This is a genomic window from Myxococcus xanthus, from assembly GCF_006402735.1.
Lineage (GTDB): Bacteria > Myxococcota > Myxococcia > Myxococcales > Myxococcaceae > Myxococcus > Myxococcus xanthus_A.
Genome location: NZ_CP017174.1, coordinates 1,475,166 through 1,499,736 on the forward strand (window position 1 = coordinate 1,475,166; position 24,571 = coordinate 1,499,736).

21 protein-coding genes are annotated in these 24,571 nt (G+C 69.5%); 8 read left to right on the forward strand and 13 right to left on the reverse strand.

The window, feature by feature from the left end; genetic code table 11:
* Positions 1-91: 91 nt before the first annotated feature.
* On the reverse strand, positions 92-2,797 hold the full coding sequence (locus tag BHS09_RS06265; protein WP_140797444.1) for a M1 family metallopeptidase: 2,706 nt from the start codon (positions 2,795-2,797) through the stop codon (positions 92-94).
* A gap of 266 nt (positions 2,798-3,063) precedes the next feature.
* On the opposite strand from BHS09_RS06265, the gene BHS09_RS06270 reads away from it, so the two are divergent.
* Positions 3,064-3,879, forward strand: a complete 816-nt coding sequence (locus BHS09_RS06270) for a Uma2 family endonuclease (RefSeq protein WP_140788142.1) — start codon at positions 3,064-3,066, stop codon at positions 3,877-3,879.
* An 18-nt stretch (positions 3,880-3,897) separates the two neighbouring features.
* On the opposite strand, the gene BHS09_RS38810 is transcribed toward BHS09_RS06270, so the two are convergent.
* The 6 genes from BHS09_RS38810 to rsfS form a co-directional block, all read right to left on the reverse strand.
* Positions 3,898-4,599, reverse strand: a complete 702-nt coding sequence (locus BHS09_RS38810) for a ComF family protein (protein ID WP_174258661.1) — start codon at positions 4,597-4,599, stop codon at positions 3,898-3,900.
* A 19-nt stretch (positions 4,600-4,618) separates the two neighbouring features.
* Positions 4,619-6,160 carry a 2,3-bisphosphoglycerate-independent phosphoglycerate mutase gene (gene gpmI, locus BHS09_RS06285; protein WP_140788144.1) on the reverse strand — a complete coding sequence of 514 codons (1,542 nt, stop codon included), beginning with the start codon at positions 6,158-6,160 and terminating at the stop codon, positions 4,619-4,621.
* A gap of 56 nt (positions 6,161-6,216) precedes the next feature.
* Positions 6,217-6,972 carry a GNAT family N-acetyltransferase gene (locus BHS09_RS06290; protein WP_237078079.1) on the reverse strand — a complete coding sequence of 252 codons (756 nt, stop codon included), beginning with the start codon at positions 6,970-6,972 and terminating at the stop codon, positions 6,217-6,219.
* Positions 6,973-7,026: 54 nt separating this feature from the next.
* On the reverse strand, positions 7,027-8,184 hold the full coding sequence (locus BHS09_RS06295) for an RNA ligase RtcB family protein (protein ID WP_140797445.1): 1,158 nt from the start codon (positions 8,182-8,184) through the stop codon (positions 7,027-7,029).
* A gap of 63 nt (positions 8,185-8,247) precedes the next feature.
* Positions 8,248-8,712, reverse strand: a complete 465-nt coding sequence (locus BHS09_RS06300; RefSeq protein ID WP_140797446.1) for a 23S rRNA (pseudouridine(1915)-N(3))-methyltransferase RlmH — start codon at positions 8,710-8,712, stop codon at positions 8,248-8,250.
* Between the two features lies 1 nt (position 8,713).
* The gene (gene rsfS / locus BHS09_RS06305; protein ID WP_237078081.1) at positions 8,714-9,271 is read right to left on the reverse strand and encodes a ribosome silencing factor; all 558 of its coding nucleotides are present in this window, start codon (positions 9,269-9,271) and stop codon (positions 8,714-8,716) included.
* On the opposite strand from rsfS, the gene BHS09_RS06310 reads away from it, so the two are divergent.
* Entirely contained in the window at positions 9,270-9,647 is a 378-nt protein-coding gene (locus BHS09_RS06310) for a tetratricopeptide repeat protein (protein WP_174259204.1), read from the forward strand. The two genes, rsfS and BHS09_RS06310, sit on opposite strands and share 2 nt — an antisense overlap.
* Positions 9,648-9,656: 9 nt before the next feature.
* On the opposite strand, the gene BHS09_RS06315 is transcribed toward BHS09_RS06310, so the two are convergent.
* Positions 9,657-10,778, reverse strand: a complete 1,122-nt coding sequence (locus tag BHS09_RS06315; RefSeq protein WP_140797447.1) for a hypothetical protein — start codon at positions 10,776-10,778, stop codon at positions 9,657-9,659.
* 38 nt (positions 10,779-10,816) lie between these two features.
* Between BHS09_RS06315 and BHS09_RS06320 the strand changes: the two genes are divergently transcribed.
* Positions 10,817-11,353 (forward strand): hypothetical protein, encoded by a 537-nt coding sequence (locus BHS09_RS06320; protein WP_174258663.1) that lies wholly within the window; start codon positions 10,817-10,819, stop codon positions 11,351-11,353.
* A 23-nt stretch (positions 11,354-11,376) separates the two neighbouring features.
* Here the strand turns inward: BHS09_RS06320 and BHS09_RS06325 are convergent, their stop codons facing one another.
* The gene (locus BHS09_RS06325; RefSeq protein WP_237080212.1) at positions 11,377-12,423 is read right to left on the reverse strand and encodes a TetR family transcriptional regulator; all 1,047 of its coding nucleotides are present in this window, start codon (positions 12,421-12,423) and stop codon (positions 11,377-11,379) included.
* A 173-nt stretch (positions 12,424-12,596) separates the two neighbouring features.
* Entirely contained in the window at positions 12,597-14,006 is a 1,410-nt protein-coding gene (locus BHS09_RS06330) for a sigma-54-dependent transcriptional regulator (protein ID WP_140788159.1), read from the reverse strand.
* Between the two features lie 162 nt (positions 14,007-14,168).
* On the opposite strand from BHS09_RS06330, the gene BHS09_RS06335 reads away from it, so the two are divergent.
* From BHS09_RS06335 to BHS09_RS06345, 3 genes are all read left to right on the forward strand, one after another.
* Entirely contained in the window at positions 14,169-14,750 is a 582-nt protein-coding gene (locus BHS09_RS06335) for an NUDIX hydrolase (protein ID WP_140788160.1), read from the forward strand.
* 230 nt (positions 14,751-14,980) lie between these two features.
* Complete coding sequence (locus tag BHS09_RS06340) at positions 14,981-15,724, forward strand: TenA family transcriptional regulator (protein ID WP_140797449.1); 744 nt, start codon at positions 14,981-14,983, stop codon at positions 15,722-15,724.
* Between the two features lie 219 nt (positions 15,725-15,943).
* Positions 15,944-17,734: a methyl-accepting chemotaxis protein gene (locus tag BHS09_RS06345; protein WP_237080213.1), complete on the forward strand. Its 1,791-nt coding sequence runs from the start codon at positions 15,944-15,946 to the stop codon at positions 17,732-17,734.
* Here the strand turns inward: BHS09_RS06345 and BHS09_RS06350 are convergent.
* Positions 17,718-19,211, reverse strand: a complete 1,494-nt coding sequence (locus tag BHS09_RS06350; RefSeq protein ID WP_140797451.1) for a sensor histidine kinase — start codon at positions 19,209-19,211, stop codon at positions 17,718-17,720. The genes BHS09_RS06345 and BHS09_RS06350 overlap by 17 nt on opposite strands.
* Positions 19,212-19,519: 308 nt before the next feature.
* Here BHS09_RS06350 and BHS09_RS06355 point away from each other — a divergent pair, with 308 nt between their 5' ends.
* A complete protein-coding gene (locus BHS09_RS06355; RefSeq protein ID WP_140788166.1) occupies positions 19,520-20,071 on the forward strand; it encodes a dihydrofolate reductase family protein in 552 nt (183 codons plus the stop codon).
* Positions 20,072-20,143: 72 nt separating this feature from the next.
* Here BHS09_RS06355 and BHS09_RS06360 read toward each other — a convergent pair whose 3' ends face one another.
* Both BHS09_RS06360 and radA read right to left on the reverse strand, forming a co-directional pair.
* Positions 20,144-22,321 carry a glycosyl hydrolase family 18 protein gene (locus tag BHS09_RS06360; RefSeq protein WP_140797452.1) on the reverse strand — a complete coding sequence of 726 codons (2,178 nt, stop codon included), beginning with the start codon at positions 22,319-22,321 and terminating at the stop codon, positions 20,144-20,146.
* 391 nt (positions 22,322-22,712) lie between these two features.
* Complete coding sequence (radA, locus tag BHS09_RS06365) at positions 22,713-24,080, reverse strand: DNA repair protein RadA (protein WP_140797453.1); 1,368 nt, start codon at positions 24,078-24,080, stop codon at positions 22,713-22,715.
* 183 nt (positions 24,081-24,263) lie between these two features.
* Between radA and BHS09_RS06370 the strand changes: the two genes are divergently transcribed.
* Positions 24,264-24,533: a GlsB/YeaQ/YmgE family stress response membrane protein gene (locus BHS09_RS06370; protein WP_020478235.1), complete on the forward strand. Its 270-nt coding sequence runs from the start codon at positions 24,264-24,266 to the stop codon at positions 24,531-24,533.
* Positions 24,534-24,571 lie beyond the last annotated feature (38 nt).

Genomic DNA, 24,571 nt, shown 5'->3' on the forward strand with positions numbered 1-24,571 from the left:
ATGCCACGGGTTGCAATCACAGCGGCCGTGCGCGTCATGACGGAACGCAGATGCGTTTCGCGATGACGCGCACGGGAGGCGTGTCGCGCGCTCAGCGGGACTTCGCGGGGATCGGCTGGCTCTTCAAGAAGTCCCTGACGCTCTGCGCGTTCAGCGTGCTGGACGCGGCGCAGAGGCGGATGGACTCCATGGTGCGGGTGAGGGTGAGAGACGCGTTCTCCAGCTTCGCCGCGCGGGGGGTGAGGAAGGCTTCCGCCTCGGCGGCGGTCTTCTCGTCGCACAGCGTGCCCACCAGTCCGATGAGCCCGGCGACTTCGTCCGAGCGCATCCGGCTGGCGAGCGCGTCGAAGTGCTCCTGGTAGAACGTCCAGGCGAGTGCCCGCGTCTGCGGCATCGAGAAGGCTCCCACGAGGATGGGCTGGGTGTCGCGCACGTCGAACTCGCTGCCGGCCACCAGCGCGAGTGCTTCGCGCATGAGCGCCGGGTCCCGGAAGGCGCCCAGGGTGGTGAAGACGCGGCTGCGCTCGGTCCGGTCCTCCGTGGTGCGGGCGCGCGCGACCAGCGTGTCGAAGAAGGCCTTGTCTCCGTTCCGAGCCGCCACCATCAGCGCGAGGGGAACGGCCTCCGGGTGGACGGACTTCCGGTCCGCCAGCCACGCCTTCACCAGCCGGTTCGCGTCCCGGACCAGGGCCGGGTCCTCGCCGCGCAGCGCCGCCAGCCCCAGGAGGTTGGGTCGCAGCGACTTCACCGCGTCGTCGTCACCGGGCTTGGGCTCCCAGCCCAGCGCGCGGGCCCGAGGGCCGTACATCGCGGCCACCCAGTTCCGGTAGCTCGCGCTCTCGTCGTTGGACAGCTGGTCCACGTGCACGAAGGTCAGCAGCCGGGCGCCGCGCTGCATGATGAGGCGGTGGTCCGCCTTGGCCGTGGTGGGCACGTAGCGCAGGACGTCGCCCAGGGGCAGGTCTCCCCGGCGCACCCCGGCCTCCATGTCGGCCAACAGGGCCAGCCGCTCGCGCACCGTCAACGCTTCCGTGGGCGCGGCCAGCACGCGGGTGAGCTGCTCGCGCGTGTAGCCGGAGCGGTAGTAGCCGGTGCCGCCCGCGTTGAGCACGAACCAGGAAGGGCAGCTCTTGCCGGGCAACGCCAACTCACCCGTGGCCCCGGTGAGCAGCGTGCACGTGCGCTCGGACGTCTTGCCGGAACCCGCGCGCACACACACCGGCACGGACCACGTCTGGTCCTTGCTGGCGGTGGAGCCCGCGGGGACGTAGCGCTCCTGCGTGAACTTCAGCTTCGCGGGGGCCCCCGGCTGGCATTGCAGCTCGGCGGCGATGCGCGGCGCGCCGGGCTGGTCGATGAAGCTGCGGAAGGCACGCGCGACGTCCGGCCCCGCGGCGGCCGACAGCGTGGCGGCGAAGTCCTCCGACGTGGCCACGCCCCATTCATGCTTCTTGATGTGGCCGCGCAGCAGGTCGCGCATGCGCTCCTCGCCGAGCCACGCCTCGAACATGTCGATGATGGCCGAGCCCTTGGCGTACGTGGTGCCGTTGTCGAACGAGCCCAGCACCTCGTCATGCGTGGTGGCGGGCTTGCGCACCGGTGGGGTGGCGGCGAGCGCGTCCGTGTCCAACGCGAAGAGCGTGGACTGGGTGCTCTGCTCCAGCCCGAAGCCCCAGCTCGTGTCGAAGGGGTCCACCGTCTTGCGGTCCAGCCACGAGGTGAGCGACTCGTTGAGCCAGATGTCGTCCCACCACTGGCAGGTGACGATGTTGCCGAACCAGTAGTGCCCCAGTTCGTGGTTTGCGATGTTCACGTACCACTTGCGGCGCGCGAGCGTCTCCTCGCCGGGGCGGATGAGCGTCAGCGGCTGCCCGAGCGCGACGAGGCCCGGGTGCTCCATGGTGCCCCAGTAACGCGGCACCACCGCGACATCGAGCTTCTCGTACGGGTACGGCATGTCGAAGTAGTCTTCAATCAGCGTGACGATGCGCGGCGTGACGCTGGCCGCGTAGGCCGTCTCCGCGCCCCGGCCGCGCGGCACGATGAAGCGCAGCGGCGCGGCGTTGCGGCCCGCGGTGCCCGCGTCCACCACGTCGAAGGGGCCCACCACGAACGCGACGAGGTAGCTGGGCATCGGCTTGCTCTCGGCGAACGTGACGCGCGCCAGCCCGTCCGGCAGCGTCTCGCGCGAGACGATGGGGTGGTTGGCGAGCGCGACGTGGTCCTCCTTGGCGGTGATGCGCAGCGTCCAGGGCACCTTGAAGCCCGGCTCGTCGAAGCAGGGGAAGGCGCGGCGCGCGTCGACGGGCTCGAAGAAGGTGTAGAGGTAGGGCTCGCCGCCTTCCTCCACGGCGTAGAGGCCCTGGCTGCGCTCGCGGTCGACCTTGCCGGTGAAGGCGATGTGGATGCGGGCCTTGCCTGGCGCGAGCGTTTCGGGGAGCAGCAGCCCGAGCCGCCCTTCGCTGGCGGTGACGGCGCGGGCCTCCAGCGTGCGTCCTCCCGCTTCGATGCGGGCCTGTGTGATTTCCATGTCCTGGCCGTGCAGCCAGACCTGGCGCACCGGCTCGCTCACGTCCACGTCGATGCTGACGCTGCCGGAGAAGGTGGGCTCAGCGGGCAGCAGCTTCAGGTCGAGCGCGTAACGCGTGGGGCGGACCGAGTCGGGCAGCCGCAGCGCGGTAGGCTGGGGTTCGGGCCACTCAGGTGCGGCGGCCACGGGAGCGGCGGGGGGCGCCTCGGGCGCATGGGCGCAGCGGAGGACGGCGACCGCGAGTGCAAGTGGGAGGAGCGAGCGCATGGGCTGACGCTAACCCCAGTCGGCCCTCGGGCCAGAGTCCTTGAGTGAGGCAATTCGCTGATGAACGCGGCTCTTTCCGGAGAGGCGGAGAGTGGGACCGTGTGCGTTGAGCGTCCGCGTCATGGGATGCCGCGTTCCGGAACGCGAACGCGGCCGTGTGCGGGTTGAAGGCGTTCCTCTCGGAGACGTTCGCCGGTCCGTCACTTGCTGACGCCACGATGTGGGGGCGGATTGACCGCGACGGAGTGCCGCCACACGATGAAGGCATGGGACGGCCTACTGACGAAGGAGGGGCTGCCTTCCCCCGGGCGCCCTCACAGGATGCGTGGGACAGGATGAGTCCGGAGGAGCGGGCGCGGGTGGTGGAGTCCCTGCCGGCGGAAGTGACGTATGCGGAGATGGCGCCGCCCGAAGGGGACCGGCACCAGTGGGCAAAGCTTCGGGCGTTGGATGTGCTTCGGGGGTACTTCGGCCACCAGCGGCGCACGGCGTACGTCGGCTCGGAGCTGCCGGTGTACTACCCGGATGAGCGGCGCTTCGCGCCAGACTTGCTGGTCGTCTTCGACGTGGGCGCCCACCCGCGGGAGAAGTGGCTCGTCAGCCATGAGGGCCGCGGGCTGGACTGGGTGATGGAGGTCCACGTCGGGGGCGACCGGAAGAAGGACGCCGAATTCAACGTGCGGCGCTATGCCCGGCTCGGAATTCCTGAGTACTTCATCTACGACCGGTCCCGGGAGCGGCTGGAGGCCTACACGCTGGAGTCACCCGGCGCAGGCGTCTACGTGCGGATGGAGCCGACGCAGGGACGCTATGTCTCGCGGGTGCTGGGGCTGGAGTTGGAGTTGGTGGGGGACCGGCTCCGGTTCTGGGCTGGAAACGCGCTCTTGATGGAGTCCGACGAACTCATCGTCCGGATGCGGGAGCGCATCACGTGGCTCGAACAGCGCGCGGATGAGGAGGCCCACCTGCGAGAAGATGAAGTCCGGCGCCGAGAAGAAGAGTCCCGGCGCAGAGAAGACGCGGAGCGGCGCGTGGCCGAACTCCAGGCCGAGCTGGAGCGGGTCCGGGCCTCCCAGAAGTAGCCTTCGGGCGTCGTCCACTCACTCCAGGCTGAAGGCCCGCGCCAGCGTCAGCATCTCCACCTGGACGGCGCCCGCTTCGAGCAGGGCCGAGGCCGCCGCCCTGGCGGTGGCTCCGGTGGTGAACACATCGTCCACCAGCAGCACACGCTGCCCCGAGACACGGGAAGACGCGGCGAACGCCCCCGCGACGTTGTTCGCCCGCTCCGCCTCGCTCAGGCCCACCTGCCGCTGTGTCTCACGGTGCCGCGTCAGCAATCCCACGGGCGCCTTGCGCCCCGTGGCCTTCGCCAGCGCGCCCGCCAGCAACTGCGCCTGGTCGTACTTACGCGCGTGATATCGCCGCGTGTGCAGCGGCAACGCGACCACCAGATCGGGTGCACGGCTGAGGAAGCTTCGCGCCTCGCCCGCCAGCAACTCTCCCAGAGGGCCCGCGAGATTGGGGTGGTCCTCGTACTTGAACCGGTGGATGGCGCGCGCCAGGGGCCCCTCGTGCGCGAAGGGCGCCCAGGCGCGAGTGAAGGGCGGCGGGGCGGCACGGCACCGGGGACACGTGTCCCCAGGAAACGTGCCGGGCTCCGCGCAGGTGCGGCAGCACGCGGGAGGAAGCCGCTCCACCGCGGTGTCGCACGTCTCGCAGAAGAAGCCCTCGGGGCCCGGCAGCACCTTCGTGCACGCGAGGCACGAAGGGGGATAGAGCACATCCAGCAGGGCTTTCAGCACAGGCCGTGCCCCGCGCGCATCACGGCAGCAGGCCCTGACGGTTCATCTCCTTGGACTGCGGCAGTCCCATCACCTTGCACAGGGTGGGCGCGATGTCCGCGAGGATGCCCGGGCGCAGCTTCTGCCCTCGGAAGTCCGGGTGGATGAGGTGGAAGGGCACCGGGTTGAGCGTGTGCGCGGTGTGGGGCTCGCCCGTCTCCAGGTCCACCATCTGCTCGCAGTTGCCGTGGTCGGCGGAGATGGCCAGCACCCAGCCGTTGCGCTCGCACGCCTTGCCCAGCGCGCCCAGGCATTCATCCACCGCCTTCACCGCCTTCATCGCCGCGTCCAGCCGGCCGCTGTGGCCCACCATGTCCGGGTTGGCGAAGTTCACCAGCGCGAAGTCGTACTTCCCGGAGTCGAGCCGCTTCACCAGCTCGGCCGTGACTTCGTAGGCGGACATCTCCGGCTTCAAGTCGTACGTCTTCACGTCGCGCGGGCTGGGCACCAGGTGCCGGTCCTCGCCCGCGTAGACGACCTCTCGGCCGCCGTTGAAGAAGAACGTGACGTGCGCGTACTTCTCCGTCTCCGCCGTGCGGAACTGGCGCAGCCCCTGGCGCGACAGCAGTTCCGGGAAGATGTCCTGCGGCTGGTCCGGCTCGAAGAGCGCCGGCAGCTTGAACGTCTCGTCGTACTGGGTCATGCAGACGTAGCGGCCCAGTCGCAGCCCGCCCCGGTCGAACTCCTTGAACTCTGGGAACGCCAGGGCCTGCGTCAGCTCCCGCGCCCGGTCCGCGCGGAAGTTGAAGAAGAGCACCGCGTCGCCGTCCTGGATGCGGCCCACCGGCGTGCCGTCACCGCCGGCCAGCACCGTGGGCTTCACGAACTCGTCGGTGACCTTCTCCGCGTAGGACGCGCGGATGGCGCTCAACGCATCCGGCGCCTTGGGCCCGCGGCCGAACACCAGCGCCTCATAGGCCTGGTGCACCCGGTCCCAGCGCTTGTCGCGGTCCATGGCGTAGAAGCGCCCGGTCACGGTGGCGATGCGGCCGGTGTGCGTCTCGTGGAGGAAGCGCTCCAGCTCCTCCACGTAGCCCAGGGCGCTCTGCGGCGGCGTGTCACGCCCGTCCAGGAAGGCGTGCACGTAGACATGGGCCACGTTGCGTTCCTTCGCGGCCTTGAGCAGCGCGAACAGGTGGTCCATGGACGAATGGACGCCGCCGGGCGACACCAGCCCCAGCAGGTGCAGGGCCTTGCCGTCCGCCTTCACTCCGTCGAGGGCCGCGCGAAGCACGGGGTTCTGCGCCAGCTCTCCGGACTCCGCGGCGCGATTGATGCGCACCAGGTCCTGGTAGACGATTCGCCCGGCGCCGATGTTGGTGTGGCCTACCTCGGAGTTGCCCATCTGCCCCTCGGGCAGGCCCACGGCCAGACCCGCCGTCTGCAGCTCGGTGAAGGGGTAGGGGCTCGCCAGCTTGTCGAGGTGCGGCGTGCCGGCCAGGACGATGGCGTTGTTGTCACGCTCCTGGCGGATACCCCAACCATCCAGGATGCAGAGCAGGACCTTGTGCGCGGGCGTCATGCTCCGAACCCTAACCATGCAGGCGCCAGACGGGAGAGGACAAAAAGCGAGCGCGTCTATTGATACTCGCGGAAGGTCCCCTGAGGTACGAAACCCAGCCGGGAATAGACGCCCTGGCCCTGCGCGGACGCCTGGAGGGTGGCTGTCCGGTAGCCCGCCTCCCGGGCATCCAGCAGGGGTGCCAGCGTGAGCGCCGCGCCAATGCCTCGTCGCCGAGCGTGCCGCACAGTGGCCACCGAGTAGAGGCCCGCGACCCCCCACGCCCGGTGGCACTCACTGGCGGCGACCGCCTCGCCGTCCAGGTAGCCCACGAAGAAGCGGATGGGACTGTCGGGTGCGAGTGCCACGTGCGCCGTCCTCGCGTAGAAGTCCAGCACGTGTGGGTCGGCGGGCTCCCAGTTCGCCGCGACGACGCGGGCGAAGTCCGCCAGGGTGTGTTCGTCCTCGGCGCGGCGGATGCATAGCCCCGAGGGCAGCGTGAGTCCTGGCAGCCGGGAGAGGTCCATGGACATGCCTAGCTCCTGCTCGGCGTTCGCCAGACCGTGCGCCGACAGGCGGGCGTCCAGGTCTTCGGGCGCGGCGTCCGGTCCCACCCACCATGCGAAGGGAAAGGCCTTGTCCCGGAAGTGGGAGACGGCGGCGGCGATGCGCGCGTCCGCTTCGTGGCGCTCAAGCCGGGCCCGGCACACCACGTTGAAGGTGTTGCAGGGCAACCCGGAGTCGACGAGCAGCAGCCCGGGAGTGTCCTTCACGATGGCGCCGGGGAGGCTTCGCGCCAGATAGGTCATGTGCTCCACCTGATTGGCTTCCATGGCGGAGCGCACTCGCGGGGAGTCTGGTTCGAGGAAAGGCTGCATGTGGGGCCCCTACTCCGGCCGGGCGCGCGTCTTGTACGTGAGGACGGGCGCCAGGGTGGCCACCACTCGGACCAGCCCCGCTTCCACCAGGTCCGTCACCACGCGGTCGATGGGCTTGTACGCGGGCGGCGCCTCCTCGAAGAGGAGGTCCTTGTTCTCACACACCACGTGGCTCTTGAAGGCGGTGCGGGTGAGGGACTCCGCGGTGAAGCGCTCGCGCATGCGCTCCCGGGCGGCGGAGCGCGTCCACTTGCGGCCCGCGCCATGCGCCAGGCTGTGCGCGCTGGTGTGGCTCTCTCCGGTGGGAATCACCAGGTAGCTGAGCGCGCCCCGGCTGCCGGGAATCACCACCGGCCCTTCGTCGGACGGCGCCGCGCCCTTGCGGTGCAGCCACTGCGTCCGTCCCGTGTCACGCCGAGGGGTGACACTGTTGTGGCACACGTCGAGGACTCGCTGGCCCATCGCGCCGATGCCGTCCAGCATCCGCCGCGCCACCAGGGCCCGATTGGCCCGGCCCCAGGCCACCGCGTGGTCATGGCGCGTGAGGTAGGTCTGCGCCTCGGGTGAGTCGTCCGCGAGCCCGCCCGCCGCGTGCCGGTCCACGTGGGCCCGGAGAATCGCTTCACCGAGACCGCGTGAACCGGAGTGCACCAGGAGCAGCAAGCGGTCCGCCTCCAGGCCCAGGGCGCTGAAGACCTTCGCGTCATGGACCGCGTCCACCCGCTGCAACTCCGCGAAGTGGTTGCCGCCGCCCACCGTGCCCAGCGCGGCCTCGTAGCCCGAGGACTTCACGCCGTGCTCCTGGAGGAAACCTTCCGTGTCACCCGTCCACGGGCCTTCCAGGTCCAACTTGCCTGCCCAACGCTCGGGCTTGGCTTTACGTGCCAGCAGGTCCACGTTCCACAGGCCCATGCCACAGCCGATGTCACTGCCGACCAGATAGGGATAGAGAAAGCCTTCGGAGGTGAAGGCCGCGCCCACCGGAGCACCCTTGCCGGGATGCAGGTCCGGGAGGCCCACCGCCAGCTTCATGCCTGGCAAGCGGGCCATGGCTTCGAGTTGCCGCACCGCCTCGCCTTCCACCCAGGACTGGGCGGAGGCGATGACACGCACGGGCGCCTGCGGCGCGGAAGTGGGGAGCGTTTCAGTAGAGGCGTCAGTGCGCATGCCCGGGCTGACGGCACCTGTGCGCCGCGCCTGACGGTGGGGCCGGGCCCCGTGCCCGACCGCCTACTTGTGGTACGGCTCGCCCTTGAGGATGGTGAACGCGCGGTAGAGCTGTTCGATGAGCACCACGCGCGCCAGCCGGTGAGGCAGCGTCATCTTCGACAGGGACAGCGTGAGGTTCGCCGCGTCCCGCACGCGTGTGTCGAGCCCCTCATCCCCGCCGATGACGAACAGCAGGTCCTTGGCGCCCGTCTGGGCCTTGCCGACGTAGCGGCTCAACTCGACGGAGTCGAGCAGTGAGCCGCGCTCGTCCAGGGCCACCAGCCAGTCCTGCGGCTTGCGCTTGGAGAGAATCGCCTCGGCCTCGGCGGCCTTCGCGTCGCCGGGCTTGAGCCGCTTGCCGCTGGCCTCCGCCAGTTCCACCAACTCGAAGCGGGTGTAGTGGCCCAGGCGCCGGGCGTACTCCTGGACCGCGGGCTCATACAGGCCCGAGCGGTCCTTGCCGATGGAGAGGAGCCGGACCTTCACTTCAGGCCAGCTTCTCCCGGGACGCGTCGGCCCAGAGGCCTTCCAGGTCGTAGTGCGCGCGCAGGTCCGTGAGGAACAGGTGCGCCACCACCTCGCCGTAGTCGAGCAGCACCCACTGGCCCGTCTCGAAGCCCTCGGTGCCGATGGGACGCAGGTTGCCTTCGCCCGTCTTGAGCTGCACCTGGACGTTCTCCGCCATGGCGCTCACCTGGCGGTCCGTCTCCGCGGAGGCGATGACGAAGTAGTCCGCGTAGGACGTCATCCCGCGCACGTCGAGGATGACGACGTCCTGCGCCTTCTTGTCCACCAGCAGGTTGCCGATGCGGTGCGCCAGCGCCTTGGCGGCCGGGTTCTCCGCGGGACCCACCTTCTGGGTCAGGGCAACTGGGAGCTTCGCTTTCTTCTTCTTCGCGGGCGCCTTGGCGGGGGCCTTCGCCGCCGACTTCTTGGCTGCGGGGGCCTTCTTCTTCGCGGGCGTCTTGCCCGATACCGTCTTCTTCCGGGCCGCCGGGGCCCGGGTGGTGGTCTTTTTCGCGGTCGTCTTCTTCTTCGTGGCCATGTGCGGCGCACCCTACCGCACCCTTGGCAACACGGAAGCGGTCCTCTATCTGCTGGTGTCCATGAGCGACGCCCGGCTGGAACAGTTCAAGAAGATGGTGGCGGATTTCCCGGACTCCCCCATGAGCCATTTCTCCCTCGGGAAGCTGTACCTGGAGCGGCGGCAGTACCCCGAGGCCGCCCAAGCCCTGGAGTCCGCCGTCCGGCTGGACCCCACCTATGCGGCCGCCATGGTGGCCCTGGGGGATGCCTGGGCGGGGGCGGGGGAGTCCGACAAGGCGCGCGAGGTGCTGGGCCGGGCCCGGGAGCACGCCCTGGCCCAGGGGCACCCGGGGCTCGCCGAGGAAATCGACGAGCGCATCGCGGACCTGTCGTAGGCCGCGCCCTCAGTAGCGCCAGGTGAAGCCGGTGCTGAAGACCTGGCGCGTGTAGGTGAGCGAGTTGCGGGGCAGCCGGGTGCTCCAGATGCCCCAGGTCACCTCCAGGTCCAGCGACTCCGTCAGCGGCCGGGCCAGCTTCACCGACAGCGAGTTCTGCCCTTCGTCTTCTTCCACCAGGATGATTTCCGGGGAGAGGTAGATGCCGTCCGGATACTGGGTGATGCCCAGCGAGCCCTGCGCCAGCAGGGTCACCCGCCAGGGCAGCCGGACGCCGGCGTTGGCAGACACCCGGTGCCGGCGAATCGTCTCGCCGTAACTGTTGGAGGAGTTCTCCTGGAAGGCGTACGTCAGCCCCAGGGCCAGCGGGCCCCGGTAGGTGTACGACGCTCCCGCCGTCAGGGCTGCATCCTGACGCCGGCCGGCGAGGAGTCCCGAGCCGCCCCCTGTCCCCGGCGGGCGTGCCCGGGGTGGGGTGCCGAAGCGCCGGGAGTTCCAGTCGCCGAAGACGGACAGGCTGTGCCGGCGGTCGAAGCGATAGCGGCCCAGTACACCCACCTCGGGGCCGCCGAAGTTGGCGGTGGAGTCTGGCCGGTACACGAATCGCCGGGCGCCTGCCCGCACTCGCAGCGCCAGTCGCACGTCCGGGGCGTATTCCAGGAACGCGGTGGTCCCCAGGTCCGAGTACGAGCGCGAGCCACCCCGCCGGTCCTTCGCATGGCCCTCCAGGCCGATTCCCAGCGCCGTGCCCAGCGCGTGTGACGCCTCCACCGCGCCTGACTGCACCAGCGTGTTCTCGTCCTGGTACAGGAGGTACATGCGCGTGCCCAGCTCGTAGCGGCCCACCAGTTGGGCGCGTTCGAAGGAGCCGCGCCCCTCGGCGGAGCCCAGCAGGCTGAGGGCGAAGTCCCGTTCCGGGCTGGGGGTGAGCGGGTCGGAGAAGTCCCGGGGCGCGTTGGTGTCCAGCATCAGGCGGCCGGTGCCCCTCAGTGCCCCTTCCCACTCGGCCGCGGGCGTACGGCCGGCGGCGAGCATGGCGAGGACGAGCAGGAGCGGCGCGAAGGAGCGGACCACGGCGCGCGACCATACCCCGTCGCAGGAGGGCAGGGGCGGCCGTCCAGCCGCTCCCACCAGTGACGACGCCCCCGGCGGCCCATTACATTGGGCCCATGCGCCTTGTGTCCTTTCTCGCGGTGGCCTGCCTGGGCCTGTCCGCCTGCGCCTCCTCCTCCTTCACCACCGAGGTGAAAGGGGAGTCGACCGTGCCCGCGGGCCCGCCTGGCGTCGACACGCCCCTCAATGGCCTTCCCGCCATCAGCAGCTTCGCGGGGATGGACTTCGACAAGAACCAGGACTTCAAGAACCAGGGGATTGGCAAGAACGAGGTGACGTCCGTCAAGGTGGAGTCCCTCACGCTCAAGGTCCTCAGCCCCAATGACCAGGACCTCCGTTTCCTGGACTCAGTGGAGTTCTATGCCCGCGCGGGAGACCGGGAGGCGCGCATCGCGGCGCGCCAGGACGTGTCCGCGCTGGACCTGAGGCCGCCCAACCCCGTGCTGTCGCTGCGCGTGGACAACGTGGAGTTGCAGCCCTTCGTCTCCGCGCCGTCCATGAGCATCATCATCCGCGGCCGCGGCATCATGCCGGCGCGCGAGGTGCGGCTGCAGGCGGTGGTGAAGCTCCAGGTGGAGACCGGGCTCTTGTAGTCCGGTGCCGGGAGGCGCGTCCCTCAGGGGACGCCCATCTCCTGCGCGCGCCGTTCCAGCTTCGTGGCGCGGCCTTCCAGTTCCCCGGCCAGCGTCTCCAGCCGCGCGGCCTCGGCCTCCATCGCCGCCAGGTCCACGGGGCCGCCCGACGCCAGGTCCTGGGCGCGCTGCGTTTCGACCTGGGGCCGCCGGTCCGTGGCCCGGGCCGACAACTGCGTCGGATAGGGGGGGCGGCCCGGGTCGACACCTTCATCGGGGCGTCCGCCCACGTTGGGGGGCGAATCGTCGGGGCTGTCACCCTGGAAGGTAGGCGCACTGGGGCCTGGCACGGAGCGCTCCACCTGCAGCGTCCGGTCGCTCCCCATGCGCAGGCGCAGCCGCCGGTCCTGGTCGTCGAACATCGACTCCTCGCCGAGGAAGTCGTTCATGCGCCGGTCCAGGTCGCGCTCCTCGCGCACCTCGGTGATGCGGCCGCGCAGCGCCTTCAGCCGCTCGCGCACCTTGTCCCGGGTATCGCGGAGCGTGTCCGCCTGGGCCAGCAAATCCTCGGGGTCATCACCGCCCGCGGTGGCTTTGTTCAGCGAGGGCACCTGGGACGCGGGCAGGGCGGCGCGGATGGCTTCCCGCTCGGCGCGAACCGAGCGCACCGCCTCCAACAGCTTCTCCCGCTGGCCCCGGTCCGCCGTGCCTTCCCACGCCGCGAGCAGCCGCGTCAGCTCGTCCGACAGCGCCGTGTGCAGGGCCAGGTGGGCGCGCTCCGCTTCGCCCTCCGCCGCGACGACGGCCTGCGCCAGCCCGGTGAGCTGACCGCTCAGCTCCTGCGAACGCCGCAGCGCGTCCTCCAGCTCCGTCCCCGCCATCAGCCGGCCCTGGCGCTGCGCCTTCAGCGTTTCGATGCGTGCCGCAAGCCCGTTGAGCTCGTCGCGCAGGGCCTGCTGCTGACCCCGCAGCGAGCGCGTCTCCGCGCGAGCCGACTGGGCCCGTCCCCGCACCGCCTCCAGCCCAGACGCGGCCTGACCGGGCATGGCCAGCAGCAGGCTCAGCAGGAGCGCGAGGGGGCGGAGATTCATCAGCGACAGCCCCAGAGCAAGGTGAGTGCCAGCCTGCCAGCCCATCCCCGGAGGTCGAGGCCCCTCGGCGCCCAACAATTCCGGACACCTGGAGCATCCAGGGGGGTAGGGGCAGAGGTGGGATACCGGTGAAAAGTCATGGGGGGCGGGGGCGGATGACAGATTTTCGAGGCTCAGCTCTCCTCGGGAGGCGTTCCCTTGGGGAGGAAGCCGTACTTCTCCAGCTTGTAGTACAGCGCGGACGTCTTGATACCTAGCAGACGGGCCGTCTCCGTCTTCACGCCACTGGCCTTCTCATAGGCCCGGGCGATGAGCTGACGCTCCAAATCCTCCAGGATGTCGGGCAGGGGGCGGTCGCCCTGGAGCACTGGCAGGCCTGCCTCGACGCGTGGGGTGCTACTGGCGGTGAGGTGTGAGGGCAGATCCAGGTCGGTGAGCTGCTCACCTTCGGCGAAGACGAGCGCCTGTTCGATGACGTTCTCCAGCTCGCGCACGTTGCCGGGCCACGCGTGGCGGGCCAGGGCACGCAGCGCGCTGTCGTCCAAGCCCATCACACGCCGGTTCACGCGCATGGCGTGCTTGGCCACGAAGTGCCGGGCCAGCAGGGAGATGTCCTCGGGCCGCTCGCGCAGGGGCGGCAGCACCACAGGAACGATGTGCAGGCGGTAGTAGAGGTCCTCGCGGAAGCGCCCGGCCTTCACCTCGGCCTGGAGGTCCCGGTGGGTGGCGCTCACCACGCGCACGTCCACCTTGAACGTGTCCTCTCCGCCCACGCGCTGGATTTCCTTCTCCTGGAGCACGCGCAAGAGCTTCGTCTGCACGGAGGCGGGAATCTCGCCAATCTCGTCCAGGAACAGCGTGCCGCCGTCGGCCAGCTCGAAGCGCCCCAGCTTGCGCTTCACCGCGCCGGTGAAGGCGCCGCGCTCGTGGCCGAACATCTCGCTCTCCAGCAGTGTCTCCGCCAGCGCCGCGCAGTGCACGACGATGAAGGGGCCGTCACGGCGCGGGGAGCGCTGGTGGAGCATGCGGGCCACCAGCTCCTTGCCGGTGCCGCTCTCTCCGCGCACCAGCACCGTGGCGTCGCTCTGCGCCACCTTGAGCACCTGGGACACCAGCCGCTGCATGGGCTCGCTGTCGCCCACCAGGCTGCCGTGCGTGAGGGCCGCGTCCGTGTCGTGCGCGGCGGTGCGCGCCGTCAGCCGCTCCACCTGCTTGCGCGTGGAGGCCAGCTCCAGCCCCTTGTCCACCTTGGCGCGCAGCACCTCGGGCGGGAAGGGCTTGGTGATGAAGTCGTAGGCGCCTTGCTGCATCGCCTGCACCGCGGTCTCGATGGTGCCGAAGGCCGTCACCACCATGACGACGGCGCCAGCATCCAGCGCCTTGAGGGACTTCGTCACCTCGATGCCGTCCATGCCGTCCATCTTCAGGTCGGTGACGACCAGGTCGAACGGCGCCTTGCGGTAGGCGGCCAGTCCGTCCTGCCCACTGCGCACCGCGGACACGGTGTGGCCCGCCCGAGTGAGGGTGACAGCCATCCCTTCACGCAGCGTGTCGTGGTCGTCGATGACGAGGATTCGCGCCATGGCGTGAGTCGATTCTCCCTGCAACCCGAGGCCGGCCGCCTCCTGGGGCCGCCGCATGAGAGCACATCCGGACCGGCTCGCTCCACCGGCTCAGGAGGTTGTCACATGTCACGGGCGTGCGAAGGTGCTGGCGCCGCCTGGCCGGGAGCAGTACGGGGAGGCATGGAATCCGAAGTTTCTTCCGCCGCGTCCCTCCAGGCCCTGCTCGAGCGCCACGTTCCCGAGGACGTGAAGGAGCGCGAGGACCTGGAGCGCATGCTCCACTTCGCCTGTTCCCTGGCACGGCCCTTCTCCCGCGAGCAGTTGGAGGCCCACTTCACGGGCAGCGCGGTGGTGGTGGACCCAGAGGGCGCGCGTGTCGTCCTGTTGCATCACCGCAAGCTCCAGCGCTGGCTACAACCCGGAGGACACGCGGATGTCACGGACGCGGGCCACATGGAGGCCACGGCGCTGCGTGAAGCCCGTGAGGAGACGGGATGCTGCGTGTCCCTGCACCCGGCCGCGCCCCGGCCGCTGGATGTGGACATCCACACCATCCCCGCGCGCCGCGACGAGCCGGAGCACCACCACCTGGACGTGCGCTTCCTCGTGGTGGCGGAGAACCCCGACGCCCTGGTGCATGACCCGGCGGAATCCTTCGGTGTGCGGTGGCTCACCTGGGACGAAGCCATGACGCATGCGGACGAAGCGCCCCTGCGCCGGATGTTGGAGAAGGCCCGGCGCGTGGTGGCCTCCGCGCCCTGAAGCGCTTGAAAGCGGAAGCGCGCACGGCCTCGCGGTCAGGGGCACTGTGGCTTCGCGGACCGAGCGCGCGCGCCCGCACCCGGATTTGAAACAAAATACGGAAAACATGGCCTGATTGCCTTTGGGCCGGTGGTGCCGCTGGAAAGCGATTGCAACCATGCCGTCCTGCTTGGGCGGGTGAGGGAGGCCATGCCGGCCTGTCACCTGTCAGGAAGCCAGGAGCCGTGCCCATGTCGTCCGCCGCGCCCCACCGTTACAGCCCCCCTGTGCTCACGCCCACCGCGCACCCTCACTGGCTGGAGTCGATGCTGGAGTCCCTGCGCGACGAGTGGAGCGCGGCCTGCTGGCCTCCGTTGTTCCGCGCGACGGCTGACGGCCAGCGTCCACCGCTGCGTCACTGGCGGCGGGTGCTGTCCCACTTCTTCCTCATCGTCGAGTCCTTCCCCAAGTACATGGGCCTGTCGCTGGCAAAGACGACCTACGGCCAGCGTCCCGGCGACGCGAGCGCCCGTCGCTGGCTGCTGCAGAACCTGGGCGTGGAGGCGAAGCACGCCGAGTGGTTCATCGACTGGATGCGCGGCATTGGCCTGGCGCCGGAAGATGTCTTCACCCAGCGTCCCCTGCCGGAGGTGCGAGCGCTGCATGAGTTCCTGCTCGACACCTGCGCGCACGGGACACTGGCCGAAGGCGTGGCCGCGTCCAACTGGGCGGTGGAAGGCATCACCGGCGTGTGGACGCGGGAGGTGGTGGAGCCCTTCCGCGCCTATGCCGCGGACGGCGCGCGCATCGACGCGCATTCGATGATGTGGCTCAAGGTGCACGCGCGCTACGACGACCAGCACCCGGAGGAGGCGCTGGAAATCATCAAGCTGTCCACCGACGCGGGCACCGGTGAGCCCTTCCGCGTCCAGGCCGCGGCCAGGAAGTCGCTGCAGATGTATGCCGCCGCGCTCCACGCATGCTGCAACGACTGAATCGCGCGACACCAGCGCACAGCCCTCTGGTGTGCCTCCCGCACACCTCGATGCCCGGCATGTGCTCGCGGGCCCCGTGTTTCATGTGCTCTGTCAGGAAGGCGGCAGCTTCCGGATGACCCGCCTGTCCGCTTCGCGCGGAGAGTGCCGTACTTGCGGGTGAGGACTTCTGGCTCTGCCCTCGCGGTGTGAGCCCATGGCCTCGGGGGGATGTGCCACATGAATGCCGAAGACAAGGTCATCCAGGAGTACCGGGGACGTGCGCTCAAGGTGTTCATGTTGTGGGTGCTGCCGGTGGCACCCATCGCCGCGTATCTCAATGGCATGGCCATGGGCGTGGCGGGCTGGTCGGGCCTGATTGCGGTGGCGTGGGTGCTGCCGCCCATCATCGTGGGCCTGGGCATCGCCTATCCCGCGTTGGTGATGCATGTGCTGGTGGACGGCGCGCTGCGGGAGCGGCCGGAGGACACGCCTGGCGCGCGGCTGGAGCGAATCCTGCGCCTGCCGTGGCGCGCCGCGGTCGCATCCTCGTGGGGCGCGTGGACGCTGGGAGGCATCTGGTTCAGCCTCCACGTGTGCCTGTTGTGGAAGAAGGATTTGTCCCTGGTCGTGGTGGGCACGCTCATCGGCATCTGCTTCGGCGTGGTGCTGGGCTTTCCCATCAGCGTCACGCTGGAGCGGCTGCTGTTGCCGCTGGCGCTGGAGGAGCAGCGCAAGGACCCGACGCTTGCAATCAAGGGCGGCGGCTTCTTCTGGCCGCGGCAGGCGTGGTTCATGCCCGTCACCTTCATTGGCTCCAGCCTCTGCGCGTTGGTGCTGAGCGGGTGCGTGGTGCTGGTGAAGCTGCAAGGCGTCCGGGACGAATTGCACAATGCGCTGGTGGCGGAGGGCGCGCACGGCTCGGCGGAGACGCTGATGGGCATGGGCGGCATGTTGGCGGGTGAGCTGGCGTTCGGGCTGGCCTGGGTGGGCGGATTGCTGGCGATTCCCGCCGTCACCACCTGGATGCTGGCGCGCCGCCAGGCGAACGCGGCGGGCGCGGTGGGCGTGGCCATCGAGTCACTGTCCGCGGGGCGCGTCGTCTCTCCCGCCTGGGTGTCCACGGATGAGATGGGGGATTTGTCGGCTGGCATGAACGCGGTGCTCGTCCGCCTGCGGCAGTTGCCCCTGTCGCTCAATGCCTCCGCCACGCGGCTGAGCGGCGCGGGGCGCCACCTGCGGGATTCTCACGATGAGCACCAGCAGAGCCTGGTCCGTCAGGCGTCCGCGCTGCACGAGGCGCAGATGACGTCGGAGGAGATCCGGCGCACGTCGCTGATGGCCGTCGAGCGAGCGGAGGAGGTGCTTCAAGTGGCCCGCCGCTCGGAGGTCCTGGGACAGCAGGGCGAGTCCGCCGTGGAGCGGAGTCTCAACGGCCTGACGGACATCCGCCGCGTGGTGGACGGCATCCAGGACCGGCTGACGCGGCTGGCCCAGAGCACCACGCAGATTGGCGAAATCACCGAGACGGTGAAGGACCTGGCGGACCAGTCCCACCTCCTGGCGGTCAACGCGGCCATCGAGGCGGCGCGCTCGGGAGAGCAGGGGCGGGGCTTCGCGGTGGTGGCCCGCGAGATTCGCGGCTTGTCGGACCAGTCCATCCAGGCCACGCGGCGCATCCGCGGCATCCTCCAGGACATCAGCACGGGCATTCGAGACGCGGCGAAGATGGGCGAGGCCGGCGTGCAGACCATTGGCACGGGCCTGGACCAGATGCGGGCGTCGGGGGACTCGCTGCGGGAGCTGTCTCGCATCGCCCAGGAGAACTCAACCGCGGCCCGGCAGATTGCCGCCGCGGTGACGCAGCAGGATGCCGGCTTCACGCAAATCTTCGACGCCATCGCGGACTTGTCGCAGCTCATGGACGCCACGCTGAAGCGGCTGGAGTCCACACAGGAGGCCACCGACACGCTGAGGGTCGTCTCCGACGACGTGGCGCGGATGGCGCGGCAGTTCAACGCGACGGGGTGACGGAAGCGCCGTGGCCCGGCTTCCCACCCAGCGGCAGCGTGAGGATGAAGCGTGTGTCTCCAGGCGCGGAGTCCAGCCGCAGCGCGCCGCCGTGCGCGAGCGCAATCTTGTGCGCCAATGGCAGGCCCAGGCCGGTGCCCTTCTCACGGGTGGTGAAGAAGGGCTCGAAGATGCGCTCGCGCGCCGTGCCGGGCACGCCGGGGCCCGTGTCGCGGACCTGGATGGTGTAGTGGCCGTCGTTGGACGTGCCGGACACCTGCACGCGTCCGCCCGGGGGGGAAGCCTGCACCGCGTTCTTCACCAGGTTGACCAGCGCCGCGGTGAGGAGGCTGCCGTCGGCTTCCAGCACCGCGGGGGCGGCGTCGATGTCCACCGCGACGTCGCGGGCGCTGGCCTCGGCGGCCATCAGCTCGCAGGCGACAGAGAGTAGGGTAGGGGCCTCCACGGGCGCGCGGGCCAGGGGCTGCTCGCGGGCGAAGGCGAGGAAGTCCTCGACGATGCGCTGGAGATAGGCGACCTCGCGTTGGATGCGCTCCACATGCGTGCCCGCGTCGGCGTGGGCGCCAGCCTGGAGGTCCTCCTTCAAGATTCCGGAGAAGAGCGCGATGCCGCCAATGGGGTTGCGCACCTCGTGGGCCACGCCCGCGAGCATCATCTTCAGCTGGCGGTCCCGGCTCTCCAGGGCGCCGCGCATGTCCTCCAGCTCGCGCGCGAGGACGCCGATTTCCAGCGTGGGCTCCGGTGGCACCGGGGTCGTCAGGTCACCCCGGCCGATGCGCAGCGCGGACGCCATCAGCCGCCGCAGAGGCCGGGCCAGCCCGCGTGCCGTCACCACCGCGATGACGGCAAGCGCGCTCAGCGCCACCGCGCCCATGATGGCGTAGGTGCGCGACAGCTGCTGCAGGGGGCCGAAGAAAGCGGCGCTGCCTTCCACGCCCACGGCGCCCACCACGCGGCCATCGTGCAGGATGGGCGCATACCCCGTCTTGTAGAGCCGCCCATCCGAGCCGGTGAAGAGCACCTGACTGGCGGCGCGTTCCCCGGCGAAGACACGGGTGAGCTCCAATCTGTCGCGTGCCAGCTCCGGCATCTCCGCGCCCACCGGGAGCCCGCCCCCGACGTCCACGCGCATCCGGCCCTGCGTGTCCACGGCGTAGACGCGGCGCACGCCACTGGCCTCCGCGATGTTCTCGAAGGTGCGGACGAAGTTGCGCCACGTGCGGGTGCTCGCCACGTCGTCGCCAGGCTCGATGGTCAGCAACCGCTCGCCATGGACCTGGGTGGCGGTGGCTGCGGCGATGCCGCTGAGGCTGGTGCCCAGCTCCTCTTCCAGGATGACGCGCGTGAGCTGGTAGACGGCGGTGCCCGCCACCGCGACGAAGAGCAGGGTGGGCACGAGGAACGCCACCAGGAGCCGCGCGGAGAGCGAGCCCAGCGCGTTACGCCATCGCGAAGTGTGTGGGGCAACGTGAGGCATGTCCGGAGCGGGACTCTAATCGAGCCTCGTCTCCCTCGCGGGGGCGAGACTGCGCGCTGCTGCCTGCTCGGATGGGGGTTGCCGAGGGCGCCTTCGTGTGCGTAATTTGTGCGTGGCGCCTCACGGCGCTGTCCCATGACCTTCGCTCGCTAACCCAGGCTTCCGTGATTGCCCTTGCCGCTCCGGCCGATGTGCCGTGGCGTTGACGTGGGCTGCTTTCCGGATGCGTGGGTCCCCGCTGTGTTTCCCAGTCGTCTTCCTGAACCTGAATGACCGGCGCCTTTGCGCGCGCGGCATGGAGAACACGTATGCGAAAGCTCAAGTACCACGTTGCCACCAGCGTCGACGGTTTCATCGCCCACGAGGACGATACGTACGGCGCCTTCATGCAGGACCGCCTCGTCAAGGACAGCGAGCACGTCGCGGACTACGTCGCGTCGCTGGCGACCTATGCGACGGTGCTCATGGGGCGGCGCACCTATGACGGCGGCCTCAAGGTGGGAGTGACGGACCCCTATCCGAACATGGACACCTACGTCTTCAGCCGCACGATGAAGGAGAGCCCGAATCCGCGCGTGAATCTGGTGTCGGACGACGCGGTGGGCGAGGTCCGGCGTCTGAAAGCTCAGGAGGGCGGTGACATCTACCTGAGCGGTGGTGGCGCGTTCGCCGGCTTGCTGCTCGCCGAGGGACTGGTCGACGAGGTCCTGCTCAAGATGAACCCGCTGATACTCGGTTCGGGCATCCTGCTGGCGTCCTCGCTGAAGCAGGTGGTGGACCTGGACCTGAAGTCCACCAAGGTCTACGCCAACGGCGTCGTGCTGCTGCGCTACGCCGTGATGCCCCGGCCGCGGGCCTAGCTCGCGGTACCTCGCGAGGGAGCGTGTCCGTGTGTCATGGGCGCGCTCCCTCCGTGGGCCTGTCTCCCGCGACTACTGGAGGAAGGCGCCCTTCACCGCGTCGAGCAGCGGGTTGGCGCCCGTGGTGGGGTTGGTACAGCCCTGGTTGAGGGTCCAGATGATGGTGCCGCCGAAGCCGTTGTCGCGGGCGTAGGCGCCCTTGGCGGCGATGGCCTCCGGGCTGTCATAGGAAATCCACCGCACGGTGCCGTCCTCCACGGGCGTGTTGAAGGTGACGTAGCTGGCCGCCGCCACCGCGTCCCAGCGGTACGTGCCCGACGCGGAGAGCTGCTGAATCTTCTTGTACGTGAAGGAGTTGTCGCTGCCGACGTAGTCGGACCAGTGGGTGAAGTTCTGGTAGGGGCCGGTGATGTTGCGCCACGCCATGCCGTAGAAGGGAATGCCCATGCCCAGCTTCGCCTTGGGGATGCCCGCGCGAGCCCAGCCCTGGAGGCTGGAGGACACGGACGTCGGCCGGTTGCCGGACTCGCCGTAGAGCGCGGACGTGTACCAGGACTGCCAGCCGTCCCACGGGCCAATCATCTCGTAGGACATGATGTTGAGCTGGTCCAGATACGGCGCCAGGTTGGCGAACCACGGGTCCGCGTCACTGGCGAAGTTGCTGTTGATCCACCCGATGGGGAACGTGAGCAGCATGTTCGGCCGCGCCGCGCGGAGCTCCTTCACCAGCGCGAGCAGGTTCGGCTTGTCGGCCGCTTCCACCGGCTCCCAGTCGATGTCGAGCCCGTCGTAGCCGAAGGTGTCCATGGCGTTGAGCAGGTTTTGCACGAACTTCGCCCGGTTCGCGTTGGAGGCCGCGGCCACCCAGCCCGCGTGCTCGCCCGCGCCGCCCACCATGATGATGGCCTTGCGTCCGGCGGCGTGGGCTCGCTGCGCGAGCGTCTTCGCGATTTGCGGCCCGTTGTTGTTGTCGAAGGCCGCGTTCAGCGAGCCATCCGGCTTGGGCGTCACGCGGCCGACGATGATGTGCGTCAGCGCGCTGAAGTCCACCTTCTCGGGCGGGTACAGGTCGGCGTTCCAGCCGGTGTAATAGCCGGACACCCACTTGCCACTCCCGGGCTGCGTCGCCGCCACGGTGACGGTGGCCGTTGCCTTCTTCGTGGTGTCCGCCTGACTGGTGGCGATGACGTGGTAGGTGCCCGTCGTCCGCGGCGCGGTGTACTGGCCGCTGTGGGTGATGGTGCCTCCCGCGCTGCCCTGCTGGATGGACCACGTCACCGCGGTGTTTGTGCTGCCCGTCACCGTGGCGCTGAAGGTCCGCGAGGCTCCCGGGGCCAGTGATGCGCTGGTGGGCGTCACCGAGATGGCGACCTGCGGCTGCGGCGGCTTTACGGTGGCGGAGACGGGCGTGGAGCGGAGGCCTTCGCCGCCCGCGCTGACCGCCGACACCGCGTACCAGTACGTGGCGCCCGCGGTGACGCTGGTGTCGCGGTACGTGGTGTTCGTCAGCGGCGTCGTGGTGCGCTTCGTGTACGTGCCCGTCTGGGAGGTGGCGCGATAGACGTGATAGCCGGTGGCGCCGCTGACGCTGTTCCACGTCAGGGACACGTCCGTCGCGGAGGCCACCGCCTTGAGGCCGCTCGGAGCGGACAGCGTGGCCGTGCCCAGGCGGACGCTGTCGAAGGTCATCACTGGAAGGTTGCGGCCCGCGCCCTCCTGGATGGCGATGCCGTCCATCGTGACGTTGACCACGTTGAGCGCGGTGAGGGGCACGCGGCAGCGAGTCCATGCGCCGGCCTTGATGGTGCCGCCGTCACAGTAGCGGTTGATGGACACGGTGGGCCGCGCCTGGTTGCCGACGGTGGCGTAGGCGGTGAGCGCGGGGTTGGACGTGGCGCCGCCGTGGACCTGGAACTCCAAGAACTCGAGCCCGCTGGTGGAGACGCCGGGGTGGTGGAAGTAGAGGCCCGTCCAGGGGCCGAACGTCGCGGAGACGGCGCGCGAGCCGGAGGCCACGGGCGAGGTCGCCGCGAGGTTGTGTGTTGCCCAGGACCAGTCCACCCAGCCTGGGCCCAGCGCGTCTTCGTACAGCGTGGTCGAGCCCTCATCCACGGCTTCTGCCTGGACGGGCAGCGCGCTGTCATCTGGCGCGGAAGCCTCGGGTGGAAGGCCGTCCGCGATGGACTCATTGCCACACGCGCTGAGCTGTATGCCCACTGCCAACATGAACCACGTGAGTTGCCTTTTCATGTCGCTCCAGTGGCCAGGGCGCGAGAGCTGGCATGGGACGGTCGCCACGGCTTACGTGGCGGGAGCGCCCGGCGCCCTCTCGCGGTGCGCCCACCGGGAGTGGCGGGCGTTCAGAGACCTGGCTGTCGAGGCGCAGAGACACCGCGTGTGGGCATCGGCTTTCAAGCCATGGGGTAAGCCGTTTCAGCACTTCGCCCGTCGCTCAGGCCAAGGAGCAGCCAGTGAGCCATGCGTCTGATTCACAATGAGGTTGAGCCTGTCTACATTACGAGGCGCCGGTTGCCGGCGCGACGTCTTAAGACAATCGCTGGCAGCGAGAGCACGGCTGGCGGGACGCCGTGTCTGCTCGTGAAATCATGAAAGACCACGGTCGCCGCGCGGCGAGTACTGCTCAGTCGAACATCGCGACGAGCGCGTCGCCGAGCGTCTCCACGCCGACGATCTTCATCTTCGGACCGGCGTCTTCGAGCCGCCGCGCACTGCCGGCGGGCATCACCACACGTTGGAAGCCCATCTTGGCGGCCTCCGCTAGCCGGGGCTCCACTTGACCCACCGCGCGCACCTCTCCGGCGAGGCCCACTTCACCGAGCACCAGCGTCTTCGGGTCCAGCGGACGATTCTGGAGGCTGCTCACCAGCGCCGCGCACACCGCTAGGTCACACGCGGGCTCCGTGAGCTGCATGCCGCCCGCCACGTTGACGAACAAGTCACAGCCCACCAGCGGAATCTCTTCCTTCTTTTCCAGCACCGCCGCCAGCAGCGCCACGCGGTTGCCGTCCACGCCAATCGCCGTGCGCCGCGCGGTGCCGTAGCCCGTGGGAGCCACCAGCGCCTGCACCTCCACCAACAGCGGGCGCGTGCCGTTCAGCGTGCTCGTCACCACGCTGCCGGACTTGCCCACCGGCCGCTCCGACAGGAAGAGGGCGGACGGGTCGGACACCTCCACCAGCCCCGCGCCCTTCATCTCGAAGACGCCAATCTCGTTCGTGGAGCCGAAGCGGTTCTTGTGCGCGCGCAGGATTCGGAACGGATGGCCCCGCTCGCCCTCGAAGTAGAGGACCGTGTCCACCATGTGCTCCAGCACGCGCGGGCCCGCGATAGAGCCTTCCTTCGTCACGTGGCCCACCAGGAACGTGGGCACCCCCGTGCGCTTCGCGTAGGCCATCAGCCGGCCCGCGACCTCGCGCACCTGGGTGATGCTGCCGGGCGCGTTGCCCAACTCCGGCAGGTACATGGTCTGGATGGAGTCCACCACCAGCGCCTGGGGCTTCAACGCCTCCGTCGCCGTCAGCACCCGCTCCGCGTCCGTCTCCGCGAACAGGTGGATGGCATCGCCCTCCACCCGGAGCCGCTCGGCGCGCATCTTCGTCTGTCGCAGGCTCTCTTCACCGGAGACGTAGAGCACCGGTCCGTGCCGCGCCAGCCTGTCCAACGCCGCCAGCAGCAGCGTGGACTTGCCAATGCCCGGGTCGCCACCCAACAGCACGATGGAGCCACTCACCACGCCGCCGCCCAGCACGCGGTCGAATTCGGCGATGCCCGTGCGCCGGCGCGTCTCCGTCTCGCCGCTCACTTCCTTGAGCAACATGGGCCGCGCCGCGCCGCCCGAGGCACCCCAGGCCGGACGTCGCTCATCTGCCTTCGGGTCCGTCTCCTCCAGCAGGGAGCTCCACGCGCCACAGTCCGGACACTTTCCGAGCCACTTCGCCGTTTTGTATCCACACGCCTGACAGGTGTAGTGCGTCTTCGCCTTCGCCATGGGTTGGGTGAATAGCGCGGAACCCTGACGTTTTTGCGGCCTTACAGGCAGGCACGACCGCAGAGCAGGCAGGCACCATGTCAAGCCCCCCCGTGCCAAGTTGTACGAACGGGAGGGGCAACCCAGGTTTGCTCCCAGGTGGGCGTCGCACCCTGCGTCGCTAAACAAGCAAGGGAGGTAGTCATGGGGATTATCGCGTTTCTGGTCATTGGCCTTCTCGCGGGTCTGATTGCCCGCGCGCTCATGCCGGGCAACCAGTCGATGGGGCTCCTCGCCACCACGCTGTTGGGTATCGCCGGCTCCTTCGTGGGCGGTTTCGTCGCTTCGCTCTTCCGCAGTGATGGCCGCGTCTTCGACCTGCACCCGACGGGACTCCTGTTCTCCGTCCTGGGCGCACTCCTGGTGTTGTTCCTGGTGGGCCTGGCAGGCAGGGGTCGCCGCGTCCACGTCTAGTGCCGCGCGTCAGCTGACGCGCTGAGCCCCTCCCGAGG